Raw genomic sequence first — 16,361 nt, forward strand, 5'->3', positions numbered from 1 at the left:
GCCACGCCTGGGAACTTGTGACGGCGACGGGTCGTGGTGGCAGGGTTACCGTGGGTGCTGAAAGTCGGTGCAACAGAGAGCTTTACCGCAGGACGACATCTGCCGAAACCTCTTGTAGCTCCTTTTTTCAACCGAGCACGGGCCCCGCTCTCCGGAACGGGCTGTCGAGGGGAGGACTCCCATGAGCCGGAGTCACAAGCCGTCCGTCTTCCAGGTCGGCAAGGTCCGGGATGACGGCCACACCGTCGTCATCTCCGGGTGGGGTCTGGGCCTGTGCGCCGCGGCCTGCGCCTGCCACCGCCACCCGTCGGCCGGTCGCCTCGCGATCGAGGAGGATCAGGCGGGCGGCCGCCTCGGTCTGGTCAGCTTCGCCGACGGCGGCTGCGACTGCTGCGAGGCGTGGACGGCCGACGAGCTCTCCGCGATCCTCCGCGACTTCCAAACGGTCGCCGGCCTCCAGGTCCAGGAGCCTCTCGCCGGCTGAGCGACGCGTTGCTCCTGCCCGTCCCCCGGGTAGGGGCAGACGCATGCTGGGACGAGCCGCGCTGCGCGGAGCCCTCGCCGGTCTGGCCGGCGTCGCTGTCATGACCCTGGCGGAGAAGTAGAAGGACCCCGTCCTCCCCACCGCTCGCACGCTCGCGACGGTGCCCTGGACGGGGCCGGACCGGCCGGCGGTTGCCGGGCTCCGCGCCCCCCGGTGCGCAACCACCTCATGCACTGGGGGACCGGTGCGGCGGTCGGCGCGCTGCGCGGGATCTGGTCCGCCTCCGGAGTGCGCGGCTGGCGCGCCTCGGCCTGGCACACCTCGGTGCGGCTGGCCACCGACCAGATCCTGGAGAACGCCACCGGCGTCGGCGCGCCGCCGTGGACCTGGTCCCGTCGCGACCAGGTGGTCGACGTGGGCCACAAGGCCGTCTACTCCTTCGTCACCGGCGTCGTCGCCGATCGGCTGGTCCCGCTGGCCGCCGACCGGGGCCCGGGCGGGGCCGCTCGCGGGGCCCGGGGGAACGGATGAGGCGCATGTGACGAACGGGGCGAGCGCAGGGCTTCCGATCCCGCGCGGCGTCCGCTACGTGTCGACACGACCTCCTTACGGTGCGTACCGACGCGCAACGAACAGTGCCCTTCCCCGGCACCGGCGCAGCTGATCGGAGGCCGACGGTGCAGTCCGCGCGCACGACCCCCCGACGCCGTTCCCGGGCCCTCCTCGCGGTGGGGGTGGCGCTCGTCGCCGCCGCCACGGGCGTGCTGGCGCCGGCTCCCGCGGGCGCCACGCCGGGCACCGCCGCCGAGGCGAGGGAGCTCGTCCAGAAGGCCGCGCAGGAGCTGACCGTCGTCGACGAGCAGCTGCACGAGGCCGAGCTGGCGGTCGCCGCCCAGCGGGAGGCGGCCGCGGCCGCCGCCGAGCAGGCCGCTGCCGCGCATGCCGCGATGGCCGTGTTCGAGCCGAGGCTCCGGGCCATCGCGTACAGCGGCTACACCGAGAAGACCCAGTCGCGCATGGCCGCCTTCCTCACCAGCGAGTCCGCCGACGAGCTCGTCCAGCAGATGACGACGCTGGACCTCATCGCCGACCACACCAACTCCGTCGTGATCCAAGCGGACGCCGCCCAGGACGCGGCCCGCGAGGCCCAGGCGGCCGCCGACGCGGCCGCCGCCACCGCCGAGGCGGGCGTGCAGCAGCTGCGCGAGCAGAAGGCCGAGGTGGAGAAGCGGGCGGCCGCCTACCAGGCCGACTTCGCCCGGCTCTCGGCCGCCGAGCAGGAGCGCGTGACCACCGCCGTGGCCGGCCGCTCGCTGGACGCCCCCTCCGTCGACGAGCTCCCGGTGGTCCCCGGGACGGCGGCCGCCGTGGCCATCCAGGCGGCGCTGGCCGAGGTGGGCGATGCCTATGCCGCCGGTGGCACCGGCCCGAACGCCTACGACTGCTCCGGCCTCACCTCGTACGCCTACGCGGCCGCCGGCGTGCGGCTGCCGCACTCGAGCCGCGCGCAGTCCCAGCTCGGGCGGCAGGTGTCCCGGCAGGAGCTCCGGCCCGGTGACCTGGTCTTCTACTACACGCCGATCAGCCACGTGGCGCTCTACATCGGCAACGGGATGATCGTGCACGCGCGCACCTACGGGAAGCCGGTCGCCGTGACGAGCGTCGACCAGCGCGGCTACCGCTTCGGCGTCCGCCTCGGCGGCTGATCCGCCACCGACCCGGTACAGCGCGGAGCGGCCGCGTCGGCACAATCGGCTCGTGACCGCTTCGATCCCCCGCTCCGGGTGACCACCACCGGGACCGGCTCCCAGGCGCCGACCCTCCGCCCCGATGCCGTCGGCTTCCTGGACACCCTCGTCATCGGCCTCGCGGCCACCTCGCCGGCCTACTCGCTGGCCGCCGTGCTCGGGCCGATCGTCGCCCTGGTGGGGGTGCACGCCCCCGGCGTGCTGCTGGCCTCGTTCGTGCCCATGCTGCTCATCGCCGGGGCCTTCGCCGCGCTCAACCGGGCCGACCCCGACTGCGGCACCACCTTCTCCTGGGTCACCCGGGCGCTGGGCCCCTGGGCGGGCTGGCTGGGCGGCTGGGCGATCGCCATGACCGGTGTCCTCGTGCTGGGCTCGCTCGCCGAGGTGGGCGTCCGCTTCACGCTGCTGGCCGTGGGGCTGGACGGCTGGACGGAGTCCACCCCGGTCGTCCTGGCCCTGTCGGTCCTGCTCGTGGTGGTCATGGCGGCGATCTGCGTGCGCGGCACCGAGCTCTCCGCGCGGCTGCAGAACGGCCTCATCGTGGCGCAGACGGTGGCGCTCGCCGTCTTCGCGATCGTCGCCCTGGTGCGCGGCATCCGGGGGACGAGCCCGTTCGGGGGCCTGACGCCGGAGTGGAGCTGGCTGGACCCGTTCGGGTCGGGCGGAGCGGCGCTGACCGGCGGGCTGCTGCTTGGCGTCTTCGCGTACTGGGGCTGGGAGTCGGCAATCAACCTGACCGAGGAGACCCGCGACCCGCTGAGCGCGCCCGGCCGGGCCGGCGTCTGGTCGACGGTGGTCCTGCTGGTCACCTACCTGGGCGTGGCGACGGCGGTCGTCGCGTTCGCGGGCACCGAGTGGCTGGCCGGCAACGCCGACGAGGAGGAGGCGGTCTTCGCGCTGCTGTCCACCCAGGCGCTCGGCGGCTGGGACTGGGTGGTGCTGGTCGCCGTCGCCACCTCTGCCATCGCCTCGACGCAGACGACCATCATCCCGGCCTCGCGCACCGGGCTGTCGATGGCCCGGCGAGCCGCGCTGCCGCGCCGGTTCGCCTCGATCTCGCCCGCGCACCGCACGCCCGACGTCTCCACCTGGTGGGTCGCCGGGATCGGCGTGGCCTGGTACGTCGGCGTCGGGCTGGTCAGCGAGAACGCACTGTTCGACTCGATCACCGGGCTCTCGCTGCTCATCGCCCTCTACTACGCGCTGACCGGTCTGGCCTGCGCCGTCTACTTCCGGCGGCAGCTGCTCTCCAGCGTGCGCAACTTCCTGCTCCTGGGCGTGGGACCGCTGACCGGGGCGGTGATGCTGGCCTGGCTGCTCGTGCTGTCGGTCCGGGACCTCGCCGACGCGGAGAGCTCCTACACCGGCCAGGCCTGGCTGGGCGTCGGGCCGCCGCTGGTCATCGGCATCGGGGTCATGGCGACCGGTGCCGGCCTGATGCTCTGGTGGCGCCGGCGCGACGCCACCTTTTGGCGCGAGCGGCGCAGCGTCTACCCCGGCTGACCCGGCGGCGGGTGCGGCATCCCGCCGGCGGAGAGCAGCTCCACCGCGGCGGTGATCCGCTTCGCGCGGGTCTTCTCCGTGTTCGCCGTCCGCACCCGCCACAGGACGGCGTAGCGGTTCTGGGCGTCCAGCGCGTCGAAGGCCGCCTGTGCGGCGGGCTCGGCGTCCAGGGCGGCGGCCAGGTCGTCGGGGACGGTCATGGCGGCCGGGCCGGCGTACGCCCGCTCCCACCGCCCGTCGGCCTTCGCCGCCTCCACCACGGCCAGGCCGGCCGGGCGCATGCGCCCCTCGGCGGTCAGTCGCTCCACCGTCGCGACGTTCTTCAGCGACCAGACGCTCTTCGGCCGCCGGGGCGTGATCCGCTGCAGGTAGAAGGAGTCGTCCAGCCGGTTGGCGCGGCCGTCGATCCAGCCGAAGCAGAGCAGCACCTCGACCATCTGTTCCCAGTTCACCGAGGGGATGCCCGACGCCTTCTTCGCGATCTTCACGTAGAGCCCGGGCGCGGTCCCGGCGTGCTCCTCCAGCCACGCCTCGAGGGCGGCCTGGTCGGGGAAGGCGAGCACCGGCAGGTCGGTGGGGAGCGTCACGGCGTCATCGTGCCCGCGGGGGCCGACGGTTTCGGCATCCTCCCGCGCGGCTACCGGCGGGCGGACGGCTGCACGGTGCGGCGCGGGCGGGGGTACGGGTGGCGAGCAGGGAACCAGGACCGTCGGCGCTGTGGCTCGTGCGGCACGGCGAGAGCATGGGCAACCTCGCCGACGCGCACGCCCAGCAGGCCGGGGCCGGCCGGCTCGACCTCGACATCCGGGATCCCGACGTCCCCCTCTCCGACACCGGCCGGTCGCAGGCGGAGGCGCTCGGCGCCTGGCTGGCCGCGCTGCCGCAGGACGAGCGCCCCACAGCGGTGCTGAGCTCCCCCTTCGACCGTGCGCTGACCACCGCCCGGCTCGCCACCGCCGACCTCGGCCTCCGGGTCCGCACCGACGAGCGGCTGCGCGAGCGCGACTTCGGCATGTTCGACCGGATGACCGGCGCCGGCATCCGCGAGCAGTTCCCGGACGAGGCCTCGCGCCGCGATCTGCTGGGCAAGTTCTACTACCGGCCGCCGGGCGGGGAGAGCTGGGCCGACGTCGCGCTGCGCATCCGCAGCCTGCTGGCCACCGAGGGTCTGCGGCACGACTGCGAGCGCCTGGTCGTCGTCGCCCACCAGGCCGTGATCATGGTCTTCCGGTACGTGCTGGAGGGGCTGACCGAGCAGGAGCTGCTCGCCGTCGACCGCGAGGAGCAGGTCGCCAACGCCTCGCTCACCCGGTACCGGCGCGAGGAGTCCGGCGACTTCCGCCTGGTCGCGTTCAACGAGGTGGACCACCTGGCCGCCGAGGACGAGCAGATCACCGAGGAGCCCGATGTCCCCCAGCAGGCCTGAGCCCACCACCGTCACCCCCGGGGTGCTCCGGGCGTGGCCGCTGCCCGAGCCGTCCGGTGGCAAGAACGCCCGCGGCTCGATCCTGGTGATCGGCGGCTGCACCGAGACGCTCGGCGCGGTGCTGCTGGCCGCCGAGGCGGCGATGCGGGCGGGCGCGGGCAAGCTGCAGGTGGCGACGGTGGCCGCGATGGCTCCGTACGTGGCGACCGCGCTGCCCGAGGCGCTGGTCCGGGCCCTCCCGCAGACCGGCGGCGGCGCCATCGCCCCGGACGCGGCAGACGTCGTCCGCGACCTGGCCGAGGCGGCCGACGCCGTGCTGATCGGGCCCGGCATGGCGGACAAGGAGGCGACCCAGGCTTTCGGCGAGCGCCTGCTCCCTCACCTGAGCGGGCCGCTGGCACTCGACGCCCTCGGCCTGGCCGCCGTGACCGCCGAGGAGACCTGCGTGCACCACCTGGAGGGCCGGGTCGTGCTCACCCCCAACCCCACCGAGGCCGCCTACGCCCTGCACGTCGAGGAGGACGAGATCGACGAGGACCCGGCGGGCGCCGCCGCGGACCTGGCCGGCCGCACGAAGGCGGTGGTGGGGCTGGGCGGGGGCACCTCGTGGATCGCCGCGCCCGACGGGCGGCTGTGGCGGGACGACAGCGGCAACGCCGGGCTGGGCGTCTCCGGCTCAGGCGACGTGCGCGCCGGCATCACCAGTGGCCTGCTCGCCCGCGGCGCCGAGCCGGCCCAGGCCGCGCTGTGGGCCTCCTGGCTGCACGGGCGGTCCGGGGAGCGGCTGGCGTCGTCGGTGGGCCCCATGGGCTTCCTCGCCCGGGAGCTGCCGGGCCAGGTGCCGGGCGCGCTCGCGGAGGTGGCCCCCTGAGCCCGGCCCCGTCGCGCGTACGTTGATCGCCCGTCGGGGGACGAGCAGTACGGAGGACCGCATGCACGTGGACGTACCGGCCAAGGTGGAGGAGATCTACGCCGAGGTGCTGCGGCGGAACCCGGGTGAGGCCGAGTTCCACCAGGCGGTGCACGAGGTGCTCGAGTCGCTGGCCGTCGTGCTCGGGCGGCACAGCGAGTACGCCGAGATGAAGACCATCGAGCGGATCTGCGAGCCCGAGCGGCAGATCATCTTCCGGGTGCCCTGGCAGGACGACTCCGGCGAGGTGCAGATCAACCGCGGCTTCCGGGTGGAGTTCAACTCCGCGCTGGGGCCCTACAAGGGCGGCCTGCGGTTCCACCCCTCGGTGAACCTCGGCATCGTCAAGTTCCTCGGCTTCGAGCAGATCTTCAAGAACGCGCTCACCGGGATGCCCATCGGCGGCGGCAAGGGCGGCTCGGACTTCGACCCCAAGGGGCGGTCGGACGCCGAGGTGATGCGGTTCTGCCAGTCCTTCATGACCGAGCTCTACCGGCACCTGGGCGAGTACACCGACGTCCCGGCCGGCGACATCGGCGTCGGCGCCCGCGAGATCGGGTACCTCTTCGGCCAGTACAAGCGCATCACCAACCGCTACGAGTCCGGGGTCATCACGGGCAAGGGGCTGGGCTGGGGCGGGGCGCTGGTGCGCACCGAGGCGACCGGCTACGGCGCCGCGTTCTTCGCCGACGCGATGATGCGGGCCCGCGGGGAGTCCTTCGACGGCCGGCGGGTCGTGATCAGCGGGTCGGGGAACGTCGCCGTCTACGGGATCGAGAAGGTGCACCAGCTCGGCGGCACCGTCGTGGCGTGCTCGGACTCCAGCGGCTACGTCGTCGACGAGAAGGGCATCGACCTCGAGGTGCTCAAGCAGGTGAAGGAGGTCGAGCGGGCCCGGATCAGCGTCTACGCCGAGCGGGTGGACGGCGCCTCCTTCGTCGCGGACGGCAGCATCTGGGACGTCCCCTGCGAGGTCGCCATCCCCAGCGCCACGCAGAACGAGCTCGACGGGGCGGCGGCACGCACGCTGGTGGGCAACGGCTGCCGGTATGTCGTCGAGGGGGCCAACATGCCGGCCACTCCCGAGGCGGTCGACGTCTTCCGGGCCGCCGGTATCGGCTTCGCGCCGGGCAAGGCGGCCAACGCCGGCGGCGTGGCCACCTCGGCGCTGGAGATGCAGCAGAACGCCTCGCGGGACCGGTGGACCTTCGACCACAGCGAGGCCAAACTCGAGGAGATCATGCGGGGCATCCACGCGCGCTGCCACGAGACCGCCGAGGAGTACGGCTCCCCGGGCGACCTGGTGCTCGGCGCCAACGTCGCCGGGTTCCTGCAGGTGGCCGAGGCGGTGCACGCCCACGGGCTGATCTGATGCCCGGCGCCCCGGCCGCGCCGCGCCGGGCCCGCTGTGCTGGGGTGCAGGGATGAGCGACAACTTCATCGGCGCCCTGGACTTCGGCACTCCCGCGATCGACGGCGAGGCGTTCGTCGCGCCCACGGCCGTCGTGGTGGGTGCGGTGACGATGGGCCCCCGGTCGAGCATCTGGTACGGCGCCGTGGTCCGCGCCGACGCCGAGGTCATCGAGATCGGGGCCGACTCCAACATCCAGGACGGCTGCACGCTGCACTCCGACCCCGGGTTCCCGCTGGTCGTGGGGGAGCGGGTGTCGGTGGGGCACCGGGTCGTGCTGCACGGCGCCCGCATCGACGACGACGTGCTCGTCGGCATGGGCAGCGTCGTCATGAACGGCGCGCACATCGGCTCGGGCTCGATCGTGGCGGCCGGCGCCGTCGTCACGCAGGGCAAGGTCTTCCCGCCGCGGTCGCTCATCGCCGGCGTCCCGGCCAAGGTGATGCGCGAGGCAACCGAGGACGACCAGCTGCACATCCGCTACAACGCGACGGCCTACGCGGACCGCCTCGACGGCGCCCGGCGGGTGCGCCGCATCGAGGGCTGACCGGCGAGTGCGACGAAGTGGTGGCCATCAGCCGCTGAGGGCCACCACTTCGTCGCACTCGGGAGCCGATCGACCGGCGGCTCGCTAGCGTGGCGGCGTGGCCGAGACCGGGGTGTCGCCGTTCGAGCTGCTGCCGCTGCACCACGTGCAGCTGGCGATCCCCCGCGGAGGGGAGGACGCGTGCCGGGCCTTCTGGCGCGATGTGCTCGGCATGCGTGAACTCGAGAAGCCCCCGGTCCTCGCGGCGCGCGGCGGCTGCTGGTTCCGCGGCGGCGCCCTCGAAGTCCACCTCGGCGTCGAGGAGCCGTTCACGCCGGCCCGCAAGGCGCACCCCGGGCTGCTCGTGACCGGCCTGCGGGCCGTCGCGGCAGCGCTGGAGTCCTCCGGCCACCCGGTGACCTGGGACGACGACTTCCCCGGGCACGACCGCTTCTACGCGGCCGATCCGTTCGGCAACCGGCTGGAGTTCCTGGAGCCGACCGGCTGATCAGCCGGTGAGCAGCTCGCCGAGCAGGGCGCCCACGGCCGCGGTCTCGACGAGGAAGCCGTCGTGCCCGTACGGCGACGGGATCAGCCGCAGCGGCACCCCGAGCGCGGCGGCGACGCGCTGCTGCAGCGCCGGTGGGTAGAGCCGGTCGCTGTCGATGCCGGCGACGACGGCGCGCGCGGTCACCCGGGCCAGCGCCGCCTCGACCCCGCCACGGCCGCGGCCCACGTCCCAGGAGTTCATGGCCTCGGTGAGCACGACGTAGCTGCCGGCGTCGAAGCGTCCGGCCAGCTTGTCGGCGTGGTGGTCCAGGTAGCTGGCGACGGCGAAGCGGCCGTCCTCCTGCACGTGGGAGCCGAACCGGGCGTCGAACTCCAGCGCGCTGCGGTAGGTCAGGTGGGCGATCCGGCGGGCGACCCCCAGCCCGTCGGACGGCGGGTCGGACCGGTCGTAGTCGCCGCCGCGCCACCGGGGATCGACGCGGATGGCCGCCTGCTGCGTGGTCTGGGTGCCGATCTGGTCGCCGGACGCGGCCGCGCCCGAGGCCAGGAAGAACAGCGACCCGACCCGCTGCGGCAGGGCCACGGCCCACTCCAGCGCCCGCATGCCGCCCATCGAGCCGCCCACCACGCAGGCCCAGCGGTCGATGCCCAGCGCGTCGGCCAGGGCGACCTCGACCCGCACCTGGTCACCCACCGTCACCTCGGGGAAGCGGGAACCCCAGCGGGCGCCGTCCGGGCCGAGGGTGCCGGGCCCGGTCGTCCCCTGGCAGCCGCCCAGCACGTTGGCGCAGACGACGAACCACCGGTCGGTGTCCAGCGGGCGGCCCGGACCGACCAGCCTCTCCCCCCAGCCCGCCGTCGGGTGACCGGGCCCGGCGGGGCCGACGACGTGGCTGTCGCCGGTCAGCGCGTGCTCGACGAGGACGGCGTTGCCGCCGTCGGCGGCGAGCGTGCCCCACGTCTCGTAGGCGGCCCGCACGTCGGCGAGCTCCCCACCCCGCTCGAGCGGGACGGCGGGCAGGTCGAGGAAGAGCCGGTCACCGACCGGATCCCCCTCCACCCACCCGCCCATGCCGCCTGCGTTCCGGCTCAGGCGGACTTCGCGGCCCGGAACCCGGCCTCGAGGTCGGCGAGGATGTCCTCGATCCCCTCCAGGCCGACGGCCAGGCGCACCAGCCCGGGGGTGACACCGGTGGTCAGCTGCTCCTCGGGGGTCAGCTGCGAGTGCGTGGTCGACGCCGGGTGGATCACCAGCGAGCGCACGTCACCGATGTTGGCCACGTGGCTGTGCAGCTCGAGCGCCTCGACGAACTTCTGGCCGGCCTCCTTGCCGCCGTGCAGCTCGAAGGTGAGGACGGCGCCGGCGCCCTTCGGGCAGTACTTCTGCTGCGCCGCGTGCCACTGGTTGGTGGGCAGGCCGGCGTAGTTGACCCGGTCGACGGCGTCGTGGGCCTCGAGGAACTCGGCCACCCGCTGGGCGTTGGCCACGTGCCGGTCCATCCGCAGCGACAGGGTCTCGATGCCCTGCACGACCAGGAAGGCGTTGAAGGGCGAGACGGCCGGGCCGAGGTCGCGCAGCAGCTGCACCCGGGCCTTGAGCGCGAAGGCCGGCGCACCGAGATCGGCGTAGACCACGCCGTGGTACGTCGGATCGGGAGTGGTGAACATGGGGTGCTTGCCCCCGCGCCAGTCGAACGAGCCGCCGTCGACGATCACGCCGGCGATCGCGGTGCCGTGCCCGCCGAGGTACTTGGTCGCCGAGTGCACGACGACGTCGGCACCGAACTCGAAGGGGCGGATCAGGTAGGGCGTGGCGACGGTGTTGTCGACGATGAGCGGGACGCCGTTGCGGTGCGCGACGCCGGCGACGGTCTCGATGTCCAGGACGTCGCCCTTCGGGTTGCCGATGGTCTCGGCGTAGAAGGCCCGGGTGTTCTCCTGCACCAGCGACTGCCAGTTCTCCGGGTCGTCGGGGTCCTCGACGAAGGAGACCGTGATGCCCATCTTGGGCAGCGAGTGGTGCAGCAGGTTGTACGTGCCGCCGTAGAGGGATGCCGACGCGACGACGTGGTCGCCGGCCTCGGCGAGGTTGAGGATGGCCAGCGTCTCGGCGGCCTGCCCGGAGGCGACCGCCAGTGCCGCGACGCCGCCCTCCAGCGAGGCGACGCGCTGCTCGAGCGCGTCCTGCGTCGGGTTCATGATCCGCGTGTAGATGTTGCCCATCTCGGCCAGCGCGAACAGGTCCGCGGCGTGCTGGCTGTCGCGGAACTGGTAGCTGGTCGTCTGGTAGATCGGCAGGGCGCGGGCCCCGGTCGTCGGGTCGGGGCTGGTGCCGGCGTGGATCTGCCGGGTCTCGAAGCTCCAGTTCTGCGGGTCGCTCATGCGCCGTCTCCTCTCGCTCAGGAGATCCCGCGGCGCACGGGAGCCCCGTCCTTGCCCCCGCGGCGGGCGCCGCGACGGCCGGCTCTTCCCCTGGAGCACCTCAGACGGAGTAGGAGGTTGCCGGGCAGTCAGCCAGGTGCTTCGCACTGCCTCTCGTGAGCCATCGCGATCTTATGCACGCCGGATGTCTCACGTGAAACACGGGCCCCAACGGCCCCGTCCCGAGGCTCGCCCCGAGCTTGCGAGGGGTGAGGAGGACGGGGTCCTTGTTCAGAGCACCTTGGAGAGGAAGGAGCGGGTGCGTTCGTGCTGCGGGTCGGTGAGCACCCGCCGCGGGTCGCCGGCCTCGACGACGGCGCCGTCGTCCATGAACACCAGGCTGTCGCCCACCTCGCGGGCGAAGCCCATCTCGTGGGTGACCACCACCATGGTCATCCCGTCCGCGGCCAGGCCCCGCATGACGTCGAGCACCTCGCCGACCAGCTCCGGGTCCAGGGCCGAGGTGGGCTCGTCGAACAGCATGAGCTGCGGCTCCATCGCCAGGGCGCGGGCGATCGCGACCCGCTGCTGCTGGCCGCCGGAGAGCTGGTTCGGGTAGTTGTGGACCCGGTCGCCCAGCCCGACCCGTTCCAGCAGGGCGGCGCCGCGCTCGCGGGCCTCCGCCCGCTTCACGCCCTTCACCTGGATCGGCGCCTCGACGACGTTCTCCAGCGCGGTCATGTGCGGGAACAGGTTGAAGCGCTGGAAGACCATGCCGATCTCGCGGCGCTGGGCGGCCACCTCGGCGTCGCGCAGCTCGTGCAGCCGGCCGCCCTTCTCGCGGTAGCCCACCAGGTGGCCGTTCACCGACAGCCGTCCGGCGTCGATCCGCTCCAGGTGGTTGATGCAGCGCAGGAACGTGGACTTGCCCGACCCCGACGGGCCGACGATGCACATGACCTCGCGCGGGGCGACCTCCAGGTCGATCCCCTTGAGCACCTCCACGTGGCCGAAGGACTTGTGCACGTCCTCGGCCTTCACCATCGGTGGGGTCGGCACGCTGCTCATCGGACGCTGCCGGCCTGGGCGGCCTCGCGGGCCGCCCGCTGCTGCCGCGTCTCGCGGTTGCCGAAGCCGCGGCTGAACCGCTTCTCCAGGAAGTGCTGCCCGATCATGAGCAGGCTGGCCAGGGCCAGGTACCAGAGGATCGAGGCGACGGCCATCGGGATGACCTGGAAGGTACGGCTGCCGATGGCGCGCAGCTGGAAGTTGAGCTCGTTGGACACCGGCACCGCGATGAGCAGGGAGGTGTCCTTGAGCATCGCGATCGTCTCGTTGCCCATCGGCGGGATGATCACCCGCATCGCCTGGGGCAGCACGATCCGGCGCATCGTCTTCGCGCGGCTCATCCCCAGTGCGGCGGCCGCCTCGGTCTGCCCGGGGTCGACCGACTGGATGCCGGCCCGCACGATCTCGGCCGCGTAGGCGGCCTCGGACAGCGCCAGCCCCAGCAGGCCGGCGACGAACCCGCGGAAGATGTCGTTGCCGTCCAGGCTCAGGAAGCGCCAGTCGCCCTGCCAGCCGAAGAAGCCCATCAGCTGCTGGTCGAAGGGGAAGCCCAGCTCGTAGGTCGAGTACAGCGCCCCGAGACTGGCCGAGAAGAACAGCAGCACGATGCGTGGGATGGCGCGGAAGAACCAGATGTAGACCCACGCCGCGCCGGAGACGACCGGGTTGGCCGACAGCCGCATGATCGCCAGCACGATGCCGAGCAGGATGCCGATGGCCATGGCCAGCACCGTCATGATCAGCGTGGTCCGGGCGCCCCGGAGGACGGCGTCGCTGAACATGTTCTCGACCATGAAGTCCCACCGGAACACCGGGTTGGTGGCCAGCATGTGGACGAACATGGCGGCGAGCACCGCGATGACGGCGGTGGCGATCCAGCGGCCGGGATGACGGACCGGCACCGCCCGGATCTGCTCGGGCGGTGCCGGGGTCGTGCTCGTGTCGGGCATGGGGAGGTGCGGAGGCGTCAGTCGACGGTCGGGTTGACGGCCGGGTCGTCGATGGCGCCGGCCTCGACGCCCCACTTCTCGAGGATCTCGGCGTAGGTGCCGTCCTCGATCAGTGCCGTCAGCGCGTCGGCGAGCACCTGGGCGAACTCCTCCTCGGCCTTCGGGACGACGTAGCCGTAGGGCGCGGAGTCGTAGATGTCACCGAGCAGCTCGAGCTGGCCGTCGGTCTGCTGGACGGCGTAGGCCATGACCGGGGAGTCGGCCAGGCCGGCGTCGACGCGGCCCGAGACGATCGCGGCGGTGGCCTCGTCCTGTCCCTCGAACTGCTGGATGTCGATCGCCTCCTCGCCGGCGGCCTCGCACTCGGCGGAGCGGGCGGTGACGTCGTCGACCTGCACCGTGCCGCGCTGGACCGCGACGCTGGTGCCGCAGGCGTCCTCCGGGTCGACGCCCTCCGGGTTGCCCGCCTGGGTGGCCCACTGGGTGCCGGCGGAGAAGTAGCTGACCATCGTCGCCTCGGCGAGGCGCTCGGGGTTGATGGTGAACGAGGAGACGCCGACCTCGTACCGGTCCGAACCCACGCCGGCGATGATCGAGTCGAACGAGGCCGACTCGAACTCCGCCTCGAAGCCGATCTTCTCGGCCACCGCCGAGAAGAGGTCGACGTCGAAGCCGACGATCGTCTTCCCGTCCTCGGCGATGAACTCGCTGGGCGCGTAGCTGGAGTCGGTGCCGACGGTGATCGTCCCGTCCTCGGCGATCTCGTCGGGCACCCGCGCGGCCAGGTCCTCGTCCACCTCGACGGTCGGGCGCGGCTCGCCGGCGGAGTTCGCGTCCTCGTCTGGGTCCTCGCCACAGCCGGTGAGGATCAGCGCGGTGGTGGAGGTGGCGGCGACGGCGGTCGCGGCGCGGCGGGTCAGGGATCGTGCGGACACGGGCGGGTTCTCCTTCGGGCGGGACAGACGCCGTATCTTGCCCTGCCGTTTCCCGTTCCGTCGCGCGAGGTCGGTACCGCTTCGGTCACGGAGCCGACGGCGACGTCGGTTCGGCGGTGTCCTCGTCCTCCGGCTCGCCGGTCGGTTCGGCCGGCTCCGACGTCTCCGTGGGCTCGTCCGGCTCGCCGGTCGGCTCGGCCGGGGACGTGCCGGGGGAGGTCGTGGACGGGCTGGTCGTGGGGGTGCGGGTCGTCCCCGGTTCGGTCGTGGGGGACGGCTCCTCGGTGGGCGCGGGCTCCTCGGTGGACTCGGTCGGCAGGCCGGGCACCACGGGCGCCTCCACGTCGCTGCCTCCGTCCGCGGGCCTGCGGGGGGCGGTGTCCGCCTCGTCGGGCGGCCGGACGTTGAGGTACAGCGTGAAGATCGCCAGGAACAGCACCGACAGGATCACCGTGGAGGTCCGCGCCCGGCCGAGGTGGTCGGGGACGGAACCCCAGTTCCACCACCGGGAGTCCGGCGGTGCCGCGGCGGTGCCGCTGGTCGGGGCCGTGCTGACGGTGGGCTCGTCGCCCTGAGCGCGGGGCCCGTCGTCCTGCGGGGTGCTCACGCGTCCTCCCTCTCCCTCTCCCGCTCGGGCCGGGCCGTCGGCTCGTCATCGGAGACCGACGGCGTGCTGACCTTCATGCCCTGGTCGCGGAACGCGTCGACGACGCGGGCGCGCAGCTCGCGGCCGACGTCGAACTGCTTGCCCGGCAGGGTGCGCGCCACCATCCGGACGTTCACCTGCTCCAGACCCAGGCTCTCCACACCCATCACGCTGGGCAGGTCCAGCAGCAGCGGGCGCAGCGCGGGATCCCGGAACGCCTCCCGGCCGACCGTGCGCAGGACCTCGTTGACCCGGTTGACGTCCGTACCGGTGGACACCGGCACGTCGACCACCGCCCGCGCCCAGTCCCGCGACAGGTTGATGACCTTGACGATCTGCCCGTTCGGCACGGTGACGACCTCCCCGTCGACGGAGCGCACGCGGGTGATGCGCAGCGTCACGTCCTCCACCGTGCCCTGGGCCGGCTCCATCCCGCCCACGACCTGGATGGAGACGACGTCCCCGAACCCGTACTGGCGCTCGGTGATGATGAAGAACCCCGCCAGGACGTCGCCGACGATCCGCTGCGCGCCGAAGCCCAGCCCGACGCCGAGCACGGTCGCCGGGGCCACCAGGCCGGTGATCGGCACGCCGAGCCGGTCGAGGACGAAGAAGACCGCGATCGAGTAGATGAGGACGACGGCGGCCCAGGTGAGCACCTGGGTGAGGGAGTGCCGGTGCTTGGCCGCCTCCGAGCGCACGAGCGCGTCGCCCTCCGTGTAGCGGGCGTCGATGCGGTCGGTGATCCGGCTGCCGGCCCACGACACGAGCCGGGCCAGCAGCAGCGAGCCCAGGATGATCAGGACCACCTCGAGCCCACGCCCGGACAGCCAGTCCAGGACCTCTCTCAGCGCGTCGCCCACGAAGGGTTCCTCCTCGTCGATGTCGTCGTCGTCCAGCCTGGCGTGCGCGGATGGGGGCTGCTCATCGGGGTTCGACGAACAGCGACTGGGTGGAGCGGCCGATCGCCCCGTCGGCGTCGAAGAGGACGGCCGAGCACTGCGCGGCCCCGGAGTCGCCCAGCACCGTGGTCGCGTCCATGCCCAGCCACTCCCCGCGCGGCGGGCGGTGCAGCGACACGCTCAGGTCGACGTTGGCGAAGGTGGCGGTGCTCCCGTCGAGGATCGCGGAGATGCCGCTGGCCGCGTCGGTCATGACGAGCAGGTGCTGCAGCGGGCTGATCGGCTCGCCCTCGACGAGGGTGCACCGCGGGCGGGTCCACGCGGCGGCCGGCCCGGGGGAGTTGAAGCCGCCGCTGGCGAACCGCCACTCCAGCGCCTTGTGGTAGGCCACGTCGCTGCGGAAGAACGCTGCCTCACCGGGCGCGCTGTCCGCGACGCCGGCGGGCGCCGGGTGCGGTGCGACCGGTGCCACGCCCGGGGCGGCGGCCGGGAGGCCCTCGGTGCGGGTGCGCATCCGCCAGGCCGACAGCCGCATGAGCGGGCGGCCCCCGGCGTCCAGCACGGCCTCGACGAGCTCGACGCGGCGGCCGGGCCGGAGGACGGTGGTGCTGATCCGCACCGGCCCGACCGGCACCGGGCCGAGGATGTCGTAGTTCAGCCGCACCGTCTGCCCGCCCGGGATGCCGCCGGCGCGCTCCGCCTCGCGGGCCAGCAGCGCCGCCGGTGGGCCCGCGTGCTGGAGCGCGGGGTCCCACGGCCCGATGGTCAGGGCGCTGGCCGTGAACCCCTCGCCGGTGGGGGCGTACAGGGCGCCGGGCAGCTCCATGCCCCCAGTCTCCCGTGCGGGTACGACGCCGCCGGGGACCACCCGGTCGGGCGAGCGCGAGCCGCGCGCGTGAGCAGTCGGTTTGCGCGCGCCCCCGCTTGTGCGGACCGTGGAGCACGGCGCTCCGTCCACCGCCGGGCGGAGCCGCCGTCGAA

18 protein-coding genes and 1 riboswitch are annotated in these 16,361 nt (G+C 73.4%); of the genes, 9 read left to right on the forward strand and 9 right to left on the reverse strand.

Annotated features, from left to right (window positions below; translation table 11 throughout):
* Window positions 1-181: 181 nt before the first annotated feature.
* The 4 genes from RM425_RS01560 (at window position 182) to RM425_RS01575 (ending at window position 3,735) form a co-directional block, all read left to right on the forward strand.
* Complete coding sequence (locus tag RM425_RS01560) at window positions 182-484, forward strand: hypothetical protein (protein WP_311343424.1); 303 nt, start codon at window positions 182-184, stop codon at window positions 482-484.
* A gap of 213 nt (window positions 485-697) precedes the next feature.
* Window positions 698-1,015, forward strand: a complete 318-nt coding sequence (locus RM425_RS01565) for a hypothetical protein (RefSeq protein WP_311343425.1) — start codon at window positions 698-700, stop codon at window positions 1,013-1,015.
* Window positions 1,016-1,161: 146 nt separating this feature from the next.
* Window positions 1,162-2,190 carry a C40 family peptidase gene (locus RM425_RS01570; protein WP_311343426.1) on the forward strand — a complete coding sequence of 343 codons (1,029 nt, stop codon included), beginning with the start codon at window positions 1,162-1,164 and terminating at the stop codon, window positions 2,188-2,190.
* A gap of 78 nt (window positions 2,191-2,268) precedes the next feature.
* Complete coding sequence (locus RM425_RS01575; protein ID WP_311343427.1) at window positions 2,269-3,735, forward strand: APC family permease; 1,467 nt, start codon at window positions 2,269-2,271, stop codon at window positions 3,733-3,735.
* On the opposite strand, the gene RM425_RS01580 is transcribed toward RM425_RS01575, so the two are convergent.
* Window positions 3,723-4,322 carry a YdeI/OmpD-associated family protein gene (locus RM425_RS01580; protein ID WP_311343428.1) on the reverse strand — a complete coding sequence of 200 codons (600 nt, stop codon included), beginning with the start codon at window positions 4,320-4,322 and terminating at the stop codon, window positions 3,723-3,725. The genes RM425_RS01575 and RM425_RS01580 overlap by 13 nt on opposite strands.
* Before the next feature lie 137 nt (window positions 4,323-4,459).
* On the opposite strand from RM425_RS01580, the gene RM425_RS01585 reads away from it, so the two are divergent.
* The 5 genes from RM425_RS01585 to RM425_RS01605 all read left to right on the forward strand — a co-directional run bounded on the left by RM425_RS01585 (window position 4,460) and on the right by RM425_RS01605 (window position 8,516).
* Window positions 4,460-5,161, forward strand: a complete 702-nt coding sequence (locus RM425_RS01585; RefSeq protein ID WP_311343429.1) for a histidine phosphatase family protein — start codon at window positions 4,460-4,462, stop codon at window positions 5,159-5,161.
* Window positions 5,142-6,032 (forward strand): NAD(P)H-hydrate dehydratase, encoded by an 891-nt coding sequence (locus RM425_RS01590; RefSeq protein ID WP_311343430.1) that lies wholly within the window; start codon window positions 5,142-5,144, stop codon window positions 6,030-6,032. The genes RM425_RS01585 and RM425_RS01590 overlap by 20 nt, the downstream gene beginning before the upstream one ends.
* A 61-nt stretch (window positions 6,033-6,093) precedes the next feature.
* The gene (gene gdhA, locus RM425_RS01595; protein ID WP_311343431.1) at window positions 6,094-7,443 is read left to right on the forward strand and encodes an NADP-specific glutamate dehydrogenase; all 1,350 of its coding nucleotides are present in this window, start codon (window positions 6,094-6,096) and stop codon (window positions 7,441-7,443) included.
* 52 nt (window positions 7,444-7,495) lie between these two features.
* Window positions 7,496-8,029 carry a gamma carbonic anhydrase family protein gene (locus RM425_RS01600; protein WP_311343432.1) on the forward strand — a complete coding sequence of 178 codons (534 nt, stop codon included), beginning with the start codon at window positions 7,496-7,498 and terminating at the stop codon, window positions 8,027-8,029.
* 97 nt (window positions 8,030-8,126) lie between these two features.
* Window positions 8,127-8,516 (forward strand): VOC family protein, encoded by a 390-nt coding sequence (locus tag RM425_RS01605; protein WP_311343433.1) that lies wholly within the window; start codon window positions 8,127-8,129, stop codon window positions 8,514-8,516.
* Here RM425_RS01605 and metX read toward each other — a convergent pair whose 3' ends face one another.
* The 8 genes from metX to RM425_RS01645 form a co-directional block, all read right to left on the reverse strand.
* Entirely contained in the window at window positions 8,517-9,590 is a 1,074-nt protein-coding gene (gene metX, locus RM425_RS01610; RefSeq protein ID WP_311343434.1) for a homoserine O-acetyltransferase MetX, read from the reverse strand.
* A 17-nt stretch (window positions 9,591-9,607) separates the two neighbouring features.
* Window positions 9,608-10,900: a bifunctional o-acetylhomoserine/o-acetylserine sulfhydrylase gene (locus RM425_RS01615; protein WP_311343435.1), complete on the reverse strand. Its 1,293-nt coding sequence runs from the start codon at window positions 10,898-10,900 to the stop codon at window positions 9,608-9,610.
* Window positions 10,901-10,942: 42 nt separating this feature from the next.
* Window positions 10,943-11,061: riboswitch (SAM riboswitch) on the reverse strand.
* A 109-nt stretch (window positions 11,062-11,170) separates the two neighbouring features.
* A complete protein-coding gene (locus tag RM425_RS01620; protein ID WP_311343436.1) occupies window positions 11,171-11,947 on the reverse strand; it encodes an amino acid ABC transporter ATP-binding protein in 777 nt (258 codons plus the stop codon).
* Entirely contained in the window at window positions 11,944-12,897 is a 954-nt protein-coding gene (locus tag RM425_RS01625; RefSeq protein ID WP_311343437.1) for an amino acid ABC transporter permease, read from the reverse strand. The genes RM425_RS01620 and RM425_RS01625 overlap by 4 nt, the downstream gene beginning before the upstream one ends.
* Window positions 12,898-12,914: 17 nt before the next feature.
* The gene (locus RM425_RS01630) at window positions 12,915-13,832 is read right to left on the reverse strand and encodes an ABC transporter substrate-binding protein (protein ID WP_311343438.1); all 918 of its coding nucleotides are present in this window, start codon (window positions 13,830-13,832) and stop codon (window positions 12,915-12,917) included.
* A gap of 85 nt (window positions 13,833-13,917) precedes the next feature.
* Window positions 13,918-14,439 carry a hypothetical protein gene (locus tag RM425_RS01635; RefSeq protein WP_311343439.1) on the reverse strand — a complete coding sequence of 174 codons (522 nt, stop codon included), beginning with the start codon at window positions 14,437-14,439 and terminating at the stop codon, window positions 13,918-13,920.
* A complete protein-coding gene (locus tag RM425_RS01640) occupies window positions 14,436-15,341 on the reverse strand; it encodes a mechanosensitive ion channel family protein (RefSeq protein ID WP_311343440.1) in 906 nt (301 codons plus the stop codon). Before RM425_RS01640 ends, RM425_RS01635 begins: the two co-directional genes overlap by 4 nt.
* Before the next feature lie 61 nt (window positions 15,342-15,402).
* Entirely contained in the window at window positions 15,403-16,206 is an 804-nt protein-coding gene (locus RM425_RS01645) for a thioesterase family protein (RefSeq protein ID WP_311343441.1), read from the reverse strand.
* Window positions 16,207-16,361: the final 155 nt, after the last annotated feature.

Origin of the sequence: Blastococcus goldschmidtiae (assembly GCF_031845325.1) — a bacterium.
GTDB lineage: Bacteria > Actinomycetota > Actinomycetes > Mycobacteriales > Geodermatophilaceae > Blastococcus > Blastococcus goldschmidtiae.